Raw genomic sequence first — 18,593 nt, 5'->3', positions numbered from 1 at the left:
CGAATCAGCGTCGTTCCCGACAGACTCGCCGTGCCTGCTGCCGACTTCGCCGGCGTGTCCGTTCGCCCATCCGCCAGTTAGCGCGACGTCGCCATCCGCAGGTCCTGCTCCGTTGGCGTGCCCGTTCGCCCGCCCGCCAGTTGATGGGATGTCGCCGTCCGCTGGTTCGCCGTGCCGACTGCCTGCTCCGTTGGCGTGCCCGTTCCTCCGCCCGCCAGTTGATGCGACGTCGCCATCCGCCGGTTCGCTATGCCGGCTCCCGACCCCGTTGGCCCATCCACCAGCTGATGCGGCGTCGTCGGCAGGCTCACCGTGCCGCCCACCGATTCCGTTGGCGTGCCCGTTCGCGCGTCCGTCAACCGGCGCGTCGTCCGCGGGCTCGCTGTGTCGCTTGGCCCGCCTGCCGATCGAGCCGGTTTCTCCGCCAACCGCCTCACCGTGGCGGTTGCCGCCCCCGTTGACGTGCCCGTTCGCTCGTCCACCGGCTGGCGCAGCGTCGCCTTCCGCAGGTTCGCCGTGCCGCCCGCCAACCCCATTGACCTGCCCATTCGCCAGGCCACCCAGATCCGAGCCGTCTCCCGGCCCAGCATGCCTGCTGCCGACCCCGTTGGCGTGCCCATTCGCCCGCCGTCGACCCGGATCGGCGGGCAACCCAGCGCGGCCGTTCGTCCCCGGAGAACCGGCGTCCGGCTCCGCTCGGCGACGCCCCGGCTCAGGGCGCTCGGCGTCCGCGCGGCGACGGCCGGGTTCTGCGCGGCGGGTGCCCGGTTCCGCGAGCCGGCTCACCGGCTCCGCATGCCGTGTTCCGGGGTCCTCGGTGAAGGCGGGTCGTTCGCCGGTGTGCCGCGCGACCACGTCGGACACGCTGATGCCGCCGTGAGTGTCCATCGAACGGCGACGTCCGCCGCGGGGGCGAGCCGTGGTGTCGGAATGGCGACCGGTGCCGGGGGTGTTGCGCTCGTCGGGCACTCGGTCTCCTCTCGCACGTCAGGCGCCAGGCTGGGGCGGCTTACCTTTGAACACCCGGCGGCTTCGCCGGGTCTCCCAGGACTCGTCGTACCGGGGGAGCTTTTCGTTATCGTACGGATACCCGCCGTTCGTGACGACACCCTCCCGCGAATTTCTTCACCATGCGTCGCCCTAAGGCGCACTGAAGCGGACGAACAGGTGAAGATCGGGTTCAGTGAATGGAGTAATCGCAGACGTGCGTTACTCAGAGTGCGTAATTACCTGCGCGGTCTCGCGGTCGTGGAAAGCGACCTTGTTGCGTCCTGCCCGCTTCGCGGCGTAAAGGAGATTGTCGGCTCGATGGAGCTGACGCGGCCCGGATTCGGTGCCGTGTGCGAGGCCGACGCTGATCGTAACCCGCAGGCCTGGCCGGAGTTCTGACCAGGGGTGACGGGCGACCCGACGGCGCGCGGCGTCGGCGACCCGGACGGCGCCCCGGTGATCGATTCCCGGCAGGACAAGAGCGAATTCCTCGCCGCCGTACCGTGCGCAGAACGCATCGGCGGGCAGTCCCTCTTGCAGGAGATCGGCGACCCGGCAGAGGACGCGGTCGCCGAGAAGGTGACCGTACGTATCGTTCACGGACTTGAACCGGTCGAGGTCGACCAGGGCGACGGCCACCGCCGCGGGCAGTTCAGGCAGTCGCTGGTCGAGGTACCGGCGGTTGTAGCTCGAGGTGAGCGGGTCGCGCAGGCTGCCCGCCCGCGCGATGTCGAGCGCGGAGCGCAGGTGCCGGTAGGCCCGCCGCCAGTCGCCGCGCGTCGCGAACAGGTCCGCGATGGACTCGTGCAACGTGAGCAAGTCGGGCGCGGTCTCCCCCGTTCCGAGCTCGTCGTCCGCCGACACTCTGACCTCCGCCACTCCATCGTTTTCGTCGTAAAGGAGCGGTGGCTTGAGTCATCGGTACGTTCGAAGGTGAATTTCGCTCAAGTGGACGACGGACTTCCGCTGATGTCACGCAGCGCAGTTCTTCGCTCAGAGCGCGGAGAAGGGCTTTTTGTCCTTGAGCTGCGCGAATTGATCACGTGCCCAGTAACTCGCGTCAGTCGTCGGATCCGTGATCCACTGTGTGTAATCGGCCCAGGAAATCCACCGCCAGCCGCCTACTTCTTCCGGATTCGGCCGCGGATCGACGTCCGTCCAGGCGGCGAACACCGGACAGAACTCGTTCTCCACGATCCCCTGGAAGGGCGGCGTGCGGTAGCGGTACGTGGGCAGCACGCACTCGAGGTCGTCGAGTTCGGAGAGTCCGAGCTCGTACGAAGCCCGCCGGCGTACGGCGCTCTCCAGCGCTTCGGCGGGTGCCGGGTGACCGCACACGCTGTTGGTCCACACGCCAGGCCACACCTTCTTGTGCAGCGCTCGCTGGGTGATCAGCAGGGCGTTGTCCGAACGGCGCAGGACGTAGCAGGAGAACGCGAGGTGCAGCCGCGTCTCCGCGTGGTGACTGGCGAGCTTCGGCCCGGTCTCCCCGGTCGGCACGCCGTCCTCGGTCACGAAGACGACGCGTTCGGTTTCGGCTTCAGTGCTGGTGTCCACTCCGGATACTGAACACCACGCACGAACCGGCCGATACCGCGAGCCGGGTGGCCGTTTCGCCCGATTCGAGTGTCAGGCCTTCACGGACCGCTCGAATCTCCCGCCCATCGGACACCCAACCGAACGGCGACGCAGGCGAAACCCGGTGTCACCGGCTGCCGAGATGCTCGACGATCAGCGAGGTCAATGCCTCCGGCGCTTCCTCCGCTACCCAGTGCGACACCTCCTCCAGCATCTCGAACCGGTACGGCCCGGTGCACCAATTCGCCGTGTCGAGCGCGGCGGTGGAACCGAAGGCGACGTCCTCTGTGGACCACACGTACATCGCCGGCACCGAGACCTTGCCGATCTTCCCGCCCGGACGGCCTGCTCGATACCAGTTCAGCGCCGCGGTGAGCGCGCCTGGCTCGGACAGCCGCTGCACGTACTCGTCGATCTTGCTCGGCGGGATGCGCCGGTCGAAGATGTCGCGCAGCGCCTTGGCGTTGTCGGCCAGCATGCGGCGCTCGGTCGCGGGCGTCTGGCGCCATTCCGTCATGTAGGCCGACCGCAGGTGCTGATCCTCGTCCGTCCGCATCGCCTCGGCGAGCGCGCCCGGGTGCGGCGTGGACACCACGGTGACGCTGCGCAGGCGCTCTGGGTGCTCGTCGGCCGTCCACCAAGCGACCGCGCCGCCCCAGTCGTGGCCGACCAGGTCGAACTTGCTCCAGCCGAGCGTGTCGGCCATGGCGACGACATCGGACACCAGCGTCGTGATGCCGTATTCCTCCGGGCGCTCGGGCCGCACGTCCGGCGAATACCCGCGTTGATCCGGCGCGATCGCGCGGTAGCCGAGCACGCCGAGTGTCGCCACCTGGTGCTCCCACTCCACGGCGGCCTGGGGAAAGCCGTGCAGCAGCAGTACCGGGCGGCCGTCTTCAGGGCCGGCGGCGATGGCGTCGAAGGATCCCGCGTCGGTCGGGATGGTCAGCTGGTCGATCACGAGACGCACTCTACGGACCGGCACCGACAGTTTTGGCCGGTCTCGCGCCAGCTCTGTGATGTGAGCTACACGGGAACAAATAAGTTGAGTCGCACGTTGGCAACTTTGCAAGGCTTGGTCAGCGCCCCAGCAGCTGGCCGCAGTTGTCCGAAAGGGGATTCGACAATGCTGATCCGCACCGACCCGTTCGCCCAGTTCGACCGTCTGACCCAGCAGTTCTTCGGCGGTCAGGGCACCGCGCCGCGCTCCGTCCCGATGGACGCCTACCGCGCCGGCGACGAGTACGTCATCCAGTTCGACCTCCCGGGGATCACCCGCGACTCCATCGACGTGAGCGTCGAGCGCAACGTGCTCACCGTCCGCGCCGAGCGCACGCCGGTCGCGGTCGAGGACGCACAGGTCCAGGTGTCCGAGCGGCCGCGCGGCAAGTTCTCGCGCCAGCTGTTCCTCGGCGACACGCTCGACACCACGCGGATCGCCGCGGACTACGTCGACGGCGTGCTGACGCTGCGCATTCCGGTCGCCGAGAAGGCTCAGCCGCGCAAGATCACTGTCGGCGGTGCGCCGCAGGAGATCAACGCCTGAGTCGGCTGTACCCAAGTTGTCCCCAGGTTGTCCACAGTGGGTTGTGGATAACCTGGGGACAGTTGCTATCTGCGCAGGTCAGCTGTGAGTTTTCGACTCAGCTGGCTGCCGTTTGCGTGCACGAAGTACTCCGCGCCGAGCGCGCACACCCGTGATCGAGCTCCAAGCGCTCGTCGGGTAGATGTCGATGAAGCTCGGCGTCGCCCTGGCCCGGCCGTGATCAGCCGCCGGAGTGCATGTCTTCGGCCTCGGGGACGCAATCGTCGTCCGGGTCGTCGAGCCAGCCGTGCGGGAGCGTCACCTTGCCCGGCGAGCCCTGCCGCCCGCGCGGTCCGGTCGCGGCGGTCGGGAACGGAGCGTCGTGGTCCAGCTGCGCGATCAGGTCGTCGAGCTGGTTCAAGCTCGTCACCATCGCGAAGCCGCGGCGGAGTTCGGAGCCGACCGGGAAGCCCATCAGGTACCAGGCCATGTGCTTGCGGATGTCGCGCATGGCCTTGTCCGGGCCGTCGTGCTCGATCAGCAGTTCCGTGTGCCGCCGCAGGACGCGCGCGACTTCTCCGAGGTTCGGCCCCTCCGGAATCTCCCGACCTTGGAAGGCGGCTTCCAGCTCGCCGAACAGCCACGGCCGGCCGAGGCAGCCGCGCCCGACGACCACCCCGTCGCAGCCGGTCTCGGCGACCATGCGGAGTGCGTCGTCCGCGCTGAAGATGTCGCCGTTGCCCAGCACCGGGATGCTGGTGACCGCCTCTTTCAGCGCCGCGATCTTCGACCAGTCGGCCTGACCGGAGTAGCGCTGCGCGGCCGTGCGCGCGTGCAAGCTGACAGCAGCCGCACCCTCGGCTTCGGCGATGCGCCCGGCGTCGAGGAAGGTCTGGTGGTCATCGTCGATGCCGACGCGGAACTTCACGGTGAACGGAACACCGCCCTCAGCCGCCGCCTTCGCCGACTCGCGCACGATGTCCGCGAACAGCCGTCGCTTGAACGGCAACGCCGCGCCGCCGCCCTTCCGCGTCACCTTCGCGACGGGACAGCCGAAGTTCGAATCCACGTGGTCCGCGAGCCCCTCGCCGACGATGATCCGGACCGCCTCGGCCATCGTCTTCGGGTCGACCCCGTACAGCTGCATGGACCTCGGCTTTTCGTTCTCGCCGAAGGTCATCATGTGCATCGTGCCGGGGTGCCGCTCGACGACCGCGCGGGCGGTGATCATCTCGCACACGTAGATGCCAGCGCCGTACTCCTGGCAGAGCTGCCGGAACGCCACGTTGGTGATCCCCGCCATCGGAGCGAGCACGACGGGAGGATCGACCTGGTAGGGGCCGATCTTCAACGTGGGCGCGCTCAACGTGGCAGTCACTCTTCCATTGTCGCCCGTGACGTACGGCACACGCATCCGGGCAGGTCGGTGGCCGCGAGACCATCTCGTGTCCAGCCTTTGAGTAGTGCTACGGATCCGATCATCGTGCCGTTTCGCCCAGGCTGTCCGGTATGACCACGGAAGCTGCAACGCTCCACCGCCTGGCCGGCGAACTGGACGACCTCGGCCGCCGCCTGACCCACGTAGGCGCGGAACTCCGCGCGGTACGCCCCCAGCCCGAGCCGGCCACCGACCAGCCCGACGAGGCGCCCGCTCAGGACGCGCCCGCGGACTCCCAGCCGACGACGGGCCAACCGGGCGGCGACGCCGAGCCGGCAGCGCGGACTGCGGAGGCGTCACCGGCGGACTACCCGCCTGGCAGTACTCAGCCTGTCAGCTCCGGCTACCCGGCCATGCCAGCCGTCGGCTCCGACCAGGCGGCCGCAGCAGCCGTCGGCTCTGACCAGGCGGCCGCGCCGGGCCATGCCGACAAGGCAGTCTCTTCCGCCGCACCGGACCAGACCGCCACTGCGCCGGATCAGGTCGCCACTGCGCCGGGCCAACCCGCCGGGCCGCGCCAAACCGCTACTGCGCCGGACCAGACCGCCGCCACACCGCATCAGGCCGCCGCCGCGTCGGACCAGACTGCCGCGCCGGGCGAGCCGTCCGCGTCAGGTCGCCCTGCCGAGTCGAGCCCGTTTGCCGAACCTGGCAATGCTGCCGTGTCGGGACACCCCGCCGGACCTGGCCAACCTCCTGCGCCTGGCCACAGCTATCCCGCTGCCCCTGGCCACTCGCCCGCCCCGGGCTACCAAGCTGCGCAGGGCCCGTACGCGTACCCGGCCTACTCGGCCGCGCACGGGGTGCCGTACTACCCGCGCCCGGGCTACTACCCGTACAACCCTTACGCAGCCCCGTATTCCGCCCAGCCGATGTCCAGCGCGACCCACCCGTCGACGCCGCACCCCGGGACCGGGCAACCCGCCGCTGGCGATGCCGGAGCCGGACACTCCGCCGCCCACCCGGGCCACGGACAGCCCACCGCCGACCAGTCCGCCCAAGGACACCCGCAGGCAACCGCCCAACAGCCGCCGTATGGCCAGCTGCCATACGGACAGCCGCCCTACATCCCGCCTCCGACGCTTCGTGAGCGACTCGGCCGCGAAGGCGCGGGTTCGCGCCTTCTGGCGTGGGTTGGCGGTGCCGTGACGTTGCTCGGGGTCGTTCTGCTGCTGATCTTGGCCATCCAGCGCGGCTGGCTCGCTCCGTTGCCGCGAGTGGCGGTCGGCGCTGCGTTCGGTGGGATCCTGGTCGGCGCGGGCGCTTGGCTGCACCGCAAGCCGGCGGCGCGCACGGGAGCATTCGCCCTTGTCGCCACTGGGATCGCGACGCTCTACCTCGACACTGTCGCTGCCACCTCCTTGTACGATTTCCTGCCGGTTCCCGCCGGACTCGCGGTCGGCTTGGCGATCGCGGTGGGCGGACTTGTGCTTGCGGTCAAATGGGATTCCTCTCTCTTGGCGATTGCCGTGGTGGGAGGATGCGGAGTGTGTGCGCCCCTGATCACCCGGGGCTTCACCGATGAACTCGTGACGTTCCTTCTCATGATCCAGATCGCGACCGTCCCTGTCCAGCTTCGACGGTCATGGTGGCCCCTTTCGTTTACTGCGGCCATTCCTCCCTTGACAACGGCGTTGATCGGTACCGGACTGCGCACGTTGCCGGTGTGGGCAGTTATCGCCGCCGGCGTGGTCAGCGCGGCGGCAGCGCTGGTCTCGTTGCGGCGCAACGACAATGAGCCTTACTCGCTGTCCGTCCTGGCTGTTTCCCCGCTGCCGATCCTGGTCGCCGCGCTGATGCTGCACCGGCCGGAATCTGTGCTTCTCGCGGGCGGAACGGCGGTCGTGCTCATCGCGACCTGGATCATCGTTCGAGGGAATTCCGGTACTGTCGCAGGGATCGCTGGTCTTGTCGCCGCGATGCAGGCGACCGTCACGCAGTTCGATGGCGGAGCTGTCCTGCTTGGCGAGGCAGTTGTGCTCGCGTTCGCGGCGAAGTTCACTCGAAACCGTTTCGCGCTAGGCGGTTCTCTCGTCTTCGCGGTGATCGGCGGGCTGTTCGCGCTCGGGTCGGACGTGACACCGGCGCTGCTGATCCTCCCGAATTGGCATCCGCGAGATCTTCTCCTGACCGCGCTGGTCTCGGCTGTCCTTCTGCTCGCTGCGGCGATTGCCTTGCCGTGGGCGGCAATTCAGCTCAACGTGGTGAAGTCGGCCAGTCTTGCGCCTTGGCTGCCTGCCGGATTGTGCGCGCTCTACGGCGCTGCCGGACTGGTGCTCACCGCGTCCATGCTCGTAGCCCCTGGTCGTGGCGGATTCCTGGTTGGCCACACGCTCGTCACGGTTTCCTGGACGGTGGTGGCGTTCGTCCTTCTCCTGCGCGGGATCAAGGTGGTCGCGTTGCGGATTACCGGGCTGGTGCTGGTGGCCGCTGCCGTCGCGAAGCTCGTGTTATTCGACCTTGCCACGCTGGACGGGTTGGCTCGCGTGGGCGCGTTCCTCGGCGCCGGTGTGATCCTGCTTGTGGCGGGCGCCCGGTACGCGCGGGTTGTCGCGTCGCGCTGAACTTGCGAGAAGTCCCCCGATCCGGGGAAACGAGATTGACCTCGGATCGGGGTTTTTCCTTGTGCAGCAACAAAACTGAGCCGTGTCGGGAAGCGGCTTGAGACGGCTCGCGAAGGTCGGCGGGGCAGAACTGTCGGTGGCTCGTGGTTACCTGGGAAACCTACCGAGGAGGTATCCGACCATGACCTACACCCACGACCCGAAACTCATTGAACGCGCAGGTGAATCCGTCGCCTGGCTCACCACGGTGACTCCCAGCGGACGCCCCGCGCCGCGGCCGGTCTGGTTCGTGCTCGACGGCGAGGACATCGTGGTCTTCAGTCGGCCCGGCACGGCCAAACTCCGGCATCTCGCCGCCAATCCGGAGGTGAGTTTCCACCTGAACAGCGACGAACACGGCGGGAGCATCATCGTCGTCAACGGACGTGCGCAGGTCGACGAGGCCAAAGCCTCCGAAGCACCTGGCTACCTGGCGAAGTACCAGCGGCATTACGCCGGCATCGGATTCGCCGATCCAGCTGCCTTCGACGCCGACTACTCCGTGCGGATCCGGATCGTGCCGGAGAAGTCCTGGGGGTTCTGAGGGCAGCTCCTGTTTCAGAAGTCGACGTCGAGGCAGGCCAGCCGTCCACCCGCGGTGCCGGCGTGCCCGGGGTTGGTGTGGGTGTGGGTTTCGTGGATCACCACGGACTTCGCCCGTCGTCCGTCGAATGTCCAGTCCACAACGGAGGTTGCATGACCGATGCCTGAGCGGTTGGTGCTGAAGTCGAGCCAGATCTCGTTGCGCGGGTTGGCGTAGGCCGGATCCACCGAAGGCTTCACCGGGTCCGGCACGTACTGGAAGTGTCCGCCCGCGGCGTCACCGGTGGCGCCGCAAGAGTTGACGTGCGCGTGTGCACCGTATTCGTGCTGCGGCAGGAGGCCGCTGATCACCAGCACGGTGGTGGTGCCGACGCGACCGGCGGACAGGGCGGAGACGTGCGCCTTGGCGCCGACGGGCACGAGATCCGGACGGTAGGTGACGGCATGGCTGCCCGGTACGTACGCCGCGAATGTGCCGTGGGCAGCGGTGAAGTGCAGAGGAGAGTCCGTAGCTGGAGTGGCTGCGGCGGAGGTGGCCGAGAGGCTTGTGACGGAGAGACCAGCGGCGAAGGCCGCGGAAAGGAGTTTAGGGATGAAACGCATGAAACTTCTCTAACCAGTCGGCGCGTGCCGTGCCATGTTCTCCACTCGAACGTGTGGAGGTTGCCCGGATCTCGGGACGGCTTTCCTCGGGCGTGAGGTGCGTGGGGTTGCCGGGTGGGACAGCGTCGGGATCAGCCGGATTCAGACTCTGTCCGGACCGGGCGAGTGCAGGTCAGGCGTGGGCCAGGCCGGGTGCGGAGTGCTGTCTGGATGCACCGCGGTGAGGTCAAGCCTGGTGCTGATGCTCGTCGCGGTGAGGCTCTGAGGCGCGCTGGTGCGGTTCGAGGCACGCTCCGCGTACGAGAGCGGCTAGCGAGCCGGTGGAGTTGGGAGGTCGTTGCGGTGGACGTGAAGGTCGTCCGGCTGGCGTGGTGAGTTTTCGGGCCTTGACGCGGTGGGTACTTGGCAGCGTGGCAGCGTCGGACTTGCCCGGCGGTGCTTTGGCGAGCACCGGTGGAGCCTGACATGCCTGACGACCCGAACAGCGCCATGGGGTTTGACGGCCGTCGCCCGGACGACCACGAGTCGGCGGGTGCCAGCGGACCGGCCGAGACCAGTGGGGCGTCGGAGAGCGGTCGACCGGCGGACGCCAGCGGGCAGGCTGGCAGCGGCGGGTCGGCTGGCGGCGGATCAGGCGACGGTGGACTGGCTGGCAGTGGATCGGACGGCGGTGGACCGACCGGCGGCGGGCTGGCGGGCAGCGGCGGACCGGTGCAATCCAGCGGGCGCGCTCAGGCTGGTGAATCGGCGCAGGTCGCCGGATCGCCGCAACCCAGCGAGTCGGCGCAACCCGGCGGACTGGCGAAGGCGATCGGTCCGGCGCAGGCCACCGGGACAGCGGACGTCGAGGGATCGGCGGACGTCGGCGACGACGTCGAGCACACCGGCGAGACGCGGAACCAGATGTTGCAGCGGAACGTCGGCGAGCTGCTGCAGGAGCTGCGGGTCGCGCAGGCGGGCGTGCAGATCCTGTTCGGGTTCCTGTTGTCGGTGGTCTTCACGGGTCGGTTTCACGACGCCAGCGGGTTCGAGAAGACGCTGCACCTGCTCGCGGTGTTGCTGACTGTCGCGGCGACGGCGTTGCTGATCGCGCCTGCGGCGTGGCACCGGATGCTGTTCCGGACTGGGCGGCGGGAGCAGATCCTGCGGGTCGGCAACCGGGTCGTGCTTGTTGGGTTCGGGTGTCTTGCCGCGGCGATCACGGTGACTGTCGCGCTGATCGCGAAGGTCTCTTTCGGACCGGTTGCGATGGGGCTCGTCGGCGGGATGGCGATCTTGCTGTTCGGGCTGCTGTGGTTCGCGGTGCCGGGCATGCTCGTCGGCGACCAAAGGCGACGCGACGGTCACTGAGCGGAACCAGCGCAGCCTTCCGTTTGTCCTGCGCAGGACAGAAACGCCGGGGACATGGAGCTGTTCATCGAGCCGTCGGCAATTGTTGCCGTAGCGGTCGGGACCGGCCCGTAGCTTCCTGCTCGTGACTGACTCTTCACGGCGGAACTTCCTGCGCGGTGCCGGAATTCTCGGCGCTGGTGCGGCGGTGTCCGCGCTTCCTGGCCTGAACGGGATCGCCGCGGCTGATCCCAGTGTCGCTCGGCGGCCGGACGGTGACAGCCCGCGGTTCACGATCGCGGTCATGCCGGACACCCAGTACCTGTTTGACGAGGACCGGGGCGACTCGACGCCGGTGGACGCCTCGTTGTCGTACCTGCTGCGCCACGGGCACGACGACAACGTTGTCTTCCTCGCGCACCTCGGCGATCTCACGCAGAACGGGCAGGCCCGGGAGTTCGCTGGCATCAGCCGGTCGTTCCAGGTGCTCGACCGGTTCCGGTTTCCGTACAGCACTCTCGCGGGCAACCACGACATCGACGGCTCCACCGACGACCAGCGCGGGCGGACGCCCTACCTCGACGCGTTCGGGCCGCAGCGGCAGCGGAATTCGCCGACGTTCCGCGGCTCCTCAAAGGACGGCTACAACACCTACCACGTGTTCCGGGCCGCCGGCCGGGAATGGCTGGTGCTTGCTATGGACTGGCGTCCGTCATCGGGCGGGTTCGCGTGGGCTAAGCAGGTTCTCGCGCAGCACCCGAAGATGCCCGCGATCCTGACGATCCACGAGCTGGTCAACTCCGACGAGCAGGGCAAGGCGTTCCTGTCGGACTTCGGCAAGCAGGTCTGGGACGAGTTCGTCAACGAAAGCGACCAGATCTTCCTGACCCTCAACGGTCACTACTGGCCGCCGAGCCGGATGGTGAAGCGCAACGCCGCCGGCCACGACGTGCACCTGCACCTCACGAACTACCAGGACCGCTACTACGGCGGCAGCGGCATGATCCGGCTGTACCAGTTCGACGTCGCCCGCGGGGTGATCGACGTCCGCACCTTCTCGCCGTGGCTCGACGATCGGCGCGACCTCACCGAACTCGAGCGCATCGAGGCCGAGCGCAGCACAGACGTCGACTACTTCAGCATCGACATCGACTTCGACAAGCGGTTCGCCGGTTTCGCGCCCGTTCCAGTGCCGCCGGCCCGTCCGGTGAAACCGCAGCTTGTGCCGGGTACCGTCGCGTACTGGCGGTTCGAGGGCGGCCGTGCGGGGGCTCCGGTTCCGGACAACGCGCTGATCAAGGACCTCACCGGCCGCGGGAACGATCTGCGCCGCGCGACCGTGCCGGGCAGCGGGCCTGACGCGTTGACTTACTCGGCGGATTTCTCGCCCCGCCAACCGTCGCGGGCGAGCCTTCGCTTCGACGGCGCGCGCAACCCTGGCCGCGGCGCGTACCTCCAGACCGTCGACAGTGCGCCGATGAACAACCTGACCTTCCAACGCGGCTACACCGTCGAAGCGTTCATCCGGCTGCCCGAAGACTTCCGCGACGGCACCCACGGCTGGTGCGGCATCTTCGCGCGCCTCGGCAACGGCGGCGCGGCCGGGAAGTCCGGCGACGACCCCAACGAATCGGCCGCGACGTTCAGCGTCTCGGACGGTGCAGAACTGCAGTGGGCGGTGTTCCCGTTGAACCAGAACGGGATTTCGACCAACTGGGGCCACGAGCTGCCGTTGGCGAAGTGGTGGCACGTCGCGGTCGTCAACGACGGACGGCGCAGCACACTCTACGTCGACGGCTGCCCGCTGCTGCGCAACCCCAAGACTCCGGCGATCGGCCTCGCGAACCCGGGCGGCAGCTGGCTGGTCGGCGCGTCGTCGTACCGGGGCAAGGTGGAGCGCAGCTTCTACGGCGAGATCGGCGAGGCCCGCGTGGTCGACCGGGCGCTGGCGCCGCGGGAATTTCTGCTGGGCTGATAAGCGGTGCCGATTGGCTGCTCGGCAATTGCGGAGGGTGCTGGCCGGGGACTGGATCCGCGACCGGCTTGCCGGCGGTGTGACGATCGGGAATCTCTGACGCGTTATTCCGATTGCGCGGTGGGCACATTCTGCCAGTGCGGCCGTTCGGGGGTATTGGCGAAACTGACGGCTTCCGCCAGTCGGTCTAATCGGGGGACGGGGTAATAGTCATTTTGAAGTAGTATCGGAACGGTCGGAATTCGTTCAGGGTGGGTGCTGGATCCGGGAATTTCGCCGAGGGCGGTGCTGTGCCGGTGAGCGGGACGAGGCATGCCGCGGGCGAGCGTTCCCTTGCCGGGGACTGGGGCAGGGAACGTCGGTGTGCGGGGCAGCGGCAGCGCTGGACCGTTGCCTGGGCTGGGGCTCCTGGACCAGCGGCGATGCTGGGTCGGAGTTCCGTTGCCTGGTTGGCCCGGATGCCGGTGACTTGTGCCGGGTTCGGCGTGGATGCTGATCGGTGGCTCGGAACTCGTTGCCAGGTGCTGGTGGCGTGGTTGGAGTTCGTTGCCGGGATCAGCACGGGTGCTGGAACCGGTGGTCGAGCCGGACCGTTGTCGGGACCGGCTGCGTTGCCGGAACTGGTCAGGCCCGCTTCGCCCGTTGGGCAGCGTCGTTGCTGGAACGGGGAAGCCCGTGCTGGCCAGCGCCGTTGCTGGGCCAGCAGTGGAACCGTGCCGGACTGGCGTTTCGGCCGTAGCCGGGTGCCAGGGCGGATGGTTCGGGTGGAGCTCGTTGCCGGGACTGACGTTCGTGCCGGGATTCCGAAACTGGGGCCAGCGCTGATGCTGGCACCGGGACTCCGGTGTCCAACGCCTGGATGTTCCGCCTTGGTCAGTTTCGGAATCGGCCAAGCGAGGCCGGGACACGCGCCGCGAACGGGGAGCGTGCCGCGGAACCGAGGTGGCCCAGTCCAAGGAGCAGCCGGTCCAGTCCAGGGGCCAGCCTGAACCGGTCCGACGGGGGCGACCGCGCTGGCCCAAGGGCTCCAAGGAGCCCAAGGGCATCGCCCGAGCAACCCGATCCGGATACGCCAACCCGCGAGTCAAGGTCAAAAGCCCAGCTCAAGGGCCCAGTCGGCGTCTGGCCCAGTCGCCGCCGCGCCGGAGGCGTGAGCGGCACCTCAGACCGAGAACCCCACCGAGAACTCAGCCTGAGCACGCCAGCCCATGAACCTAGCCAGCACCCAGCCGCGAAACCCGACCGCGGACCCAGCCGCGAAACCCAGCCCAGCACCCAGCCGCGAAACCGTGGATCAGGCGGTGAGCCGTCCCCACGAATAGTCCTGTTTCGCGAGCTTCAGGTACACGAACAGCTCCGTCGAGACGACGCCCGCGATGGGCCGTACCTCGTCGCCGAGTACGGACAGGAGGTGGTCGTCGTCGCGGCAGAGCAGTTCTGCCAGCAGGTCGAAGCGGCCTGAGCAGAGGGCCACCTGGTGTACGTCGGCGACCTTGGCCAGTTGCTGGGCCACTTCGCGGGCGTCTCCGTCCACCGTGATGCCGACCATCGCCCTTCGGGTCAGGTCGACGTGTTCTGGTGAGGTCACGGCGACTATCTGCACCATTTCCTCTCGCAGCAGCCGTTGTACTCGCTGCCGCACCGCGCCCTCCGAAAGACCTACCGCCTTGGCCAGTGCGGTGAAGGACGCCCTGCCGTCTTCCTGTAACAGCGTGATGAGCGTCCGGTCGGTCCCGTCTAGCGCTCTCGGAGCACGCGGTTCCTCGATTTTCGTACGGTTTTCGTCACCCATGCCGTCCCTCCCTGTGTTTCGGCATGTGATTCGTCAGACGCGCAGCGTATCGGCAGGAGCCGGAGAGCAGGAGACCCTTTCCCGTTTTCTTCTCCAGATGGCGGACATGCGGGCCCCGTTCTGGCTCCGGCAAACAGCGGGTACGGTCGCGAACCGCCGATCTTGAGGAGGAATATTCCAATGACCGAAGCCGTCGCCGCGCCTGTGGTGCCGGCCAAGGGGCTCCGTTCGAACGCGCTGGGCATGGTGTCCTCGACGGTGATCGGGATGTCTTCGACCGCCCCGGCCTACTCGATCGCCGCGACGCTCGGGTTCATCGTGCTCGCCGGAACGGGGTTCAAAGCCGCCGCGTTCGTGCTCCTGTCGTTCGTGCCGGTGCTGTTCGTCGCTTTTGCCTTCCGGGAACTGAATGCGGCCGAACCCGATTGCGGCACCAACTTCACCTGGGCCACCCGCGCGTTCGGCAGTCGCGTCGGCTGGATGACCGGCTGGGTCGTCCTGGTGGAGCAGTTGCTGGTGATGTCCAGTCAATCCGCGCTGACCGGCCGGTACACGCTGCTGCTGTTTGGTCTAGACGACCTCGCGAACAACCGCGCGGTGACGACCGCGATCGGGGCTGCGTGGCTGCTCGCGCTCTGCTGGCTCTGCTACCGCGGCATCGAGGTGTCCGCGCGGGCGCAGTGGATCCTCCTCGGCATCGAACTCGCCGTCCTGGTGATCTTTTCCGTCGTAGCGCTCACGCGCGTCTACAGCGGCACTGCGGGCCCGCAAGCGACCACGCCGCGGTGGGACTGGCTGTGGCCGAGCGGAGTGAGCGTCGGGACGGCGGTGTCGGCGGTGCTGCTCGCGGTCTTCATCTACTGGGGCTGGGAAAGTTCGCTTTCGGTGAACGAGGAATCGGCTGATCCGCGGCACGCGCCGGGCCGGGCGGCGATTCTGTCGACCGTGCTGCTGGTGCTCAACTACCTGCTGGTGACCGTCGCTGCGCTGGCCTTCGCGGGCGTCGGCGAGCACGGGATCGGGCTGGCCAACGAGGCGAACGCCGAGGACGTGCTCGCTGGGCTGGGCGGCGCGGTGTTCGGGACGTCCGGATTCGGCAAGGTCATGGGGGTGCTGCTGATCGTGTCGGTGCTGACCAGCGGCGCGGCCACGAGCCAAGCGACGATCATGCCGGCCGCGCGCACCACGCTGTCGATGGCCAGCCACGGCGCGCTGCCCAAGGTGTTCGGCCGCGTGCATCCGAAGTACCAGACGCCGTCGGTAACCACTTGGGCGTTCGGGCTGGTGTCGCTCGCCTTGTACGTGCTGCTGGCGTTGTGGAGCCGGAATGTGCTCGCGGACTCGGTCGACGCGGTCGGGCTCACGATCGCGATCGAGTTCACGGTGACGGCGCTCGCGTGCGTGTGGGTGTTTCGCCGGACACTGTGGTCGAGCGTGCGCAATTTCCTGCTTCGCGGCTTACTGCCCTTCGTAGGCGGCGTGTTCTTCCTGGCGGTACTGGTGCTCGCGGCGATCGCGTACGCGAAGCCTGACGCCGGTGAGACCACTGTGTTCGGCATCGGCGGCGTCGCGGTGATCGGTGTCGTGGCGATACTCGTGGGCTTCCCGTTGATGTTCGCCGTGCAACGTGCCTGCCGTGACTTCTTCGCCGGGCGACGTCTGACGCGCGGCGCCGTTGCCCGCGGCGGTCAGACCATCGAAAGCTAGCAGCGGCGAAGCAGGTCTTCTTCGGTTTCGCGGCGTACGAGGAGCGTGGCGTGCCCGTCGCGGACGCCGACGAGCGGTGGGCGGCCGACGACGTTGTAGTTCGACGCCAGCGAGTGGTGGTACGCGCCGGTGCACGGCACGGCCAACAGATCGCCGACGTGGATGTCGTCGGGCAGACAGACGGCCGCCAGTACGTCGCCGGACTCGCAGTGTCGTCCGACCACCGTCATCGGCGTACGCGCGGCCTTCGTGCGACGGCCGACGAGACGCGCGGTGTAGCGCGCGCCGTACAGCGCGGGGCGGGGGTTGTCGCTCATGCCGCCGTCGACAGCGACGAAGGTGCGCGCGCCGCGCTTCACAGCGCACACGCGGTAGACGGTGATTCCGGCCGGCCCGACGATCGCGCGGCCGGGCTCGATTGTCAGGCGCGGCAAGGGGAAGTCGTGTGACGAGCATTCGTAGCTCAGTGCGACGCGGAGACGGCGTGCGTACCCGTCGAGGTCGAAGGACGCTTCGCGGTCGGCGTACGGCACCGCGTGGCCGCCGCCGAGATCCAAGTCGCGCAACGTGATTCCGTACATGTCGCGGATACGGACGAGCACTTCGACCATCCGTCGCGCGGCTTCCTCGTAACGGTCCACACGGGACACTTGCGAGCCGATGTGGCAGTGCAGTCCGGTTAGTTGCAGGCTTGGCTGTGAAAGCACTGCTGCGACAGCGCGGTCGACGTTGTCGCGTACGTCGGGGCGTAGCGAGAAGCCGAACTTCTGTCCTTCGGTGCCGGTCGTGATCGCGGCGTGCGTGTCGCCGCTGACGCCGGGCGTGACGCGGATAAGGACGCGTTGTGCGCCATGCGCGAGCGCGCCGAGCTGTTCGACTTCGTCGAGAGAATCGAGGACGATGCGACCGACGCCGTACTGCAGCGCGGCTTTCAGGTCCTCCGGGGTCTTCGCGTTGCCGTGCAACAGAATGCGCTCCGCGGGAAAACCGACAGCGCGCGCGACGGCGATCTCTCCAGCGGAGCAGGTGTCGAGCGACAGTCCTTCTTCGGCGACCCAACGCAACACTGCTCGCGTACAGAGCGCCTTGCTCGCGAAGGCGACGTCGGCCTCCGGCAGCGCACGGCGGTACGCGCGGGCTGTTTCGCGCACCTGTTCCTCGTCGAGGAGGTAGGCGGGCGTACCGAAGCGCGCGGCCAGGTGGCTGACGGGCGCGCCGGCGAAGAGCAGTTCACCGCCTTCGCCGAGCTTCGTGCCTTGCGGCCAGAGTCCCGATTCCAGATGGTCGGCGGCCTCGCAGCCGAGACTCGGGAGCAGCTCGCTGAGCGTCACGGTTACCTCCGGTCGATGTCGATCGCGGCGAACATCGCCAGCACACTGCGCCGACCCCCGACCGGAACGTCCCGGAAACGGGCCCCTGACGGTCCGGGCGGCCGTGCTGACGCGTTCTTAACGCGCGAGTAACTTCCGCCACACCCCGGTTGAGCTGGGCTTTGCTGAGTTTTCGGGGGATCCGCCGTCTTATCGGACATGGTTGAACAGATGACGGACTTCGCGAGCGAGACCGAGCTGTACCGGCACGAGCTGCGGGTGCACTGCTACCGGATGCTGGGCTCGTTCGACGAGGCGGAAGACCTGGTCCAGGAGACTATGCTGCGCGCGTGGCGCGGCCGTTCGACGTACGCGGGCCGTGCGAGCCTGCGGGCGTGGCTGTACCGGATCGCGACCAACGCGTGTCTCGACCATCTCGAAGCGCACCCGCGCGAGCTGCCGATGCTCGATCTGCCAGTTGCGCACGACTCCGACCTCGCGCCGCGTCCCGACGTCGCAGTTCCCTGGCTGCAGCCTGCGCCCGACAGTGCGCTTCAGCCGGACACTGTCGTCGTCGCGCTTGAGACGGTGGAGTTGGCGTTCCTCGCCGCCATTCAGCATCTTTCGCCGCGACAGCGGGCTGCGTTGGTGCTTCGCGACGTACTCGGCTGGTCCGCGCGTGAGACGGCTTCAGCGCTCGGTACGACGCCTGCGTCGGTGAACAGCAATGTGCTGCGCGCGCGGGCCGAGTTGCAGGAGCACCTGCCTACGCGACGTACGGAGTGGGCGTCTGCGTCCGGGAGCGATGAGGAACGCGCTGTTGTCGCGAAGTACGTCAAAGCGCTCGTAGAGCACGACGAAGTGGCCTTCGCTGAACTGTTGCGCGAAGACGTGCGTTGCAGTCACGCTCCCGGCGCTGGCGGGCACATGGGGTCGGAACCGACTTGGTACGCGGGGCGGGACACCGTGCTCGCGGGCTGGGCACCGGCGTTGCGTGGTGGCGACGCTGCCGAGTTCCGTGTTGTCGAGACCCGCGCGAACGGTCTGCCCGCGCTCGCCACGTACGCGCGCACAGTCGGCGAGTTCCGGGCCTTCGGCCTGGTGACGCTGCGGCTCGACGGCGGCCGTGTCGCGGAGGTGACCACCTTCGGCTCGGAAGTCTTCCCGGTTTTCGACCTCCCGCCTGCGCTCGCCTGAGAC

General features: G+C 68.2%; 14 protein-coding genes. 7 read left to right on the top strand and 7 right to left on the bottom strand.

Translation table 11 applies throughout. From position 1 onward, the window contains the following. Nucleotides 1-1,209: 1,209 nt before the first annotated feature. The 3 genes from PUT80_RS18015 to PUT80_RS18005 form a co-directional block, all read right to left on the bottom strand. Nucleotides 1,210-1,869 carry a GGDEF domain-containing protein gene (locus PUT80_RS18015; protein ID WP_051172550.1) on the bottom strand — a complete coding sequence of 220 codons (660 nt, stop codon included), beginning with the start codon at nt 1,867-1,869 and terminating at the stop codon, nt 1,210-1,212. A gap of 114 nt (nt 1,870-1,983) precedes the next feature. Then, complete coding sequence (idi, locus tag PUT80_RS18010; protein WP_275292918.1) at nt 1,984-2,547, bottom strand: isopentenyl-diphosphate Delta-isomerase; 564 nt, start codon at nt 2,545-2,547, stop codon at nt 1,984-1,986. A gap of 148 nt (nt 2,548-2,695) precedes the next feature. After that, complete coding sequence (locus PUT80_RS18005) at nt 2,696-3,529, bottom strand: alpha/beta hydrolase (protein ID WP_134662108.1); 834 nt, start codon at nt 3,527-3,529, stop codon at nt 2,696-2,698. A gap of 165 nt (nt 3,530-3,694) precedes the next feature. On the opposite strand from PUT80_RS18005, the gene PUT80_RS18000 reads away from it, so the two are divergent. Next, nucleotides 3,695-4,114, top strand: a complete 420-nt coding sequence (locus tag PUT80_RS18000) for an Hsp20/alpha crystallin family protein (protein WP_275292917.1) — start codon at nt 3,695-3,697, stop codon at nt 4,112-4,114. Between the two features lie 220 nt (nt 4,115-4,334). Here PUT80_RS18000 and dusB read toward each other — a convergent pair whose 3' ends face one another. Next, nucleotides 4,335-5,507, bottom strand: a complete 1,173-nt coding sequence (gene dusB / locus PUT80_RS17995) for a tRNA dihydrouridine synthase DusB (protein ID WP_275292916.1) — start codon at nt 5,505-5,507, stop codon at nt 4,335-4,337. 95 nt (nt 5,508-5,602) lie between these two features. On the opposite strand from dusB, the gene PUT80_RS17990 reads away from it, so the two are divergent. Together PUT80_RS17990 and PUT80_RS17985 are read left to right on the top strand one after the other, a co-directional pair. Beyond that, on the top strand, nt 5,603-8,095 hold the full coding sequence (locus PUT80_RS17990) for a DUF2339 domain-containing protein (protein WP_275292915.1): 2,493 nt from the start codon (nt 5,603-5,605) through the stop codon (nt 8,093-8,095). 181 nt (nt 8,096-8,276) lie between these two features. Then, entirely contained in the window at nt 8,277-8,678 is a 402-nt protein-coding gene (locus PUT80_RS17985; protein ID WP_037808590.1) for a TIGR03667 family PPOX class F420-dependent oxidoreductase, read from the top strand. Nucleotides 8,679-8,692: 14 nt separating this feature from the next. Here the strand turns inward: PUT80_RS17985 and PUT80_RS17980 are convergent, their stop codons facing one another. Then, entirely contained in the window at nt 8,693-9,280 is a 588-nt protein-coding gene (locus PUT80_RS17980; RefSeq protein WP_275292914.1) for a superoxide dismutase, read from the bottom strand. An 810-nt stretch (nt 9,281-10,090) separates the two neighbouring features. On the opposite strand from PUT80_RS17980, the gene PUT80_RS17975 reads away from it, so the two are divergent. After that, nucleotides 10,091-10,630 carry a DUF6328 family protein gene (locus PUT80_RS17975; protein ID WP_275292953.1) on the top strand — a complete coding sequence of 180 codons (540 nt, stop codon included), beginning with the start codon at nt 10,091-10,093 and terminating at the stop codon, nt 10,628-10,630. Between the two features lie 124 nt (nt 10,631-10,754). Continuing rightward, a complete protein-coding gene (locus tag PUT80_RS17970; protein WP_275292913.1) occupies nt 10,755-12,584 on the top strand; it encodes a LamG-like jellyroll fold domain-containing protein in 1,830 nt (609 codons plus the stop codon). Between the two features lie 1,294 nt (nt 12,585-13,878). Here the strand turns inward: PUT80_RS17970 and PUT80_RS17965 are convergent. Continuing rightward, nucleotides 13,879-14,376 carry an Lrp/AsnC family transcriptional regulator gene (locus tag PUT80_RS17965; RefSeq protein WP_009084674.1) on the bottom strand — a complete coding sequence of 166 codons (498 nt, stop codon included), beginning with the start codon at nt 14,374-14,376 and terminating at the stop codon, nt 13,879-13,881. A gap of 180 nt (nt 14,377-14,556) precedes the next feature. Between PUT80_RS17965 and PUT80_RS17960 the strand changes: the two genes are divergently transcribed. Continuing rightward, a complete protein-coding gene (locus PUT80_RS17960; protein ID WP_275292912.1) occupies nt 14,557-16,083 on the top strand; it encodes an APC family permease in 1,527 nt (508 codons plus the stop codon). Here PUT80_RS17960 and lysA read toward each other — a convergent pair. Beyond that, complete coding sequence (lysA, locus tag PUT80_RS17955; protein ID WP_275292911.1) at nt 16,080-17,414, bottom strand: diaminopimelate decarboxylase; 1,335 nt, start codon at nt 17,412-17,414, stop codon at nt 16,080-16,082. The two genes, PUT80_RS17960 and lysA, sit on opposite strands and share 4 nt — an antisense overlap. Before the next feature lie 210 nt (nt 17,415-17,624). Between lysA and PUT80_RS17950 the strand changes: the two genes are divergently transcribed. After that, on the top strand, nt 17,625-18,590 hold the full coding sequence (locus PUT80_RS17950) for an RNA polymerase subunit sigma-70 (protein ID WP_275292910.1): 966 nt from the start codon (nt 17,625-17,627) through the stop codon (nt 18,588-18,590). The last annotated feature ends 3 nt before the right edge of the window (nt 18,591-18,593 follow it).

It is taken from the genome of Amycolatopsis sp. La24, from assembly GCF_029087445.1.
Classification (GTDB): domain Bacteria; phylum Actinomycetota; class Actinomycetes; order Mycobacteriales; family Pseudonocardiaceae; genus Amycolatopsis; species Amycolatopsis nivea.
Note: the sequence above shows the minus strand (reverse complement) of the source record. Positions and strands in the feature narration are given on the sequence as shown.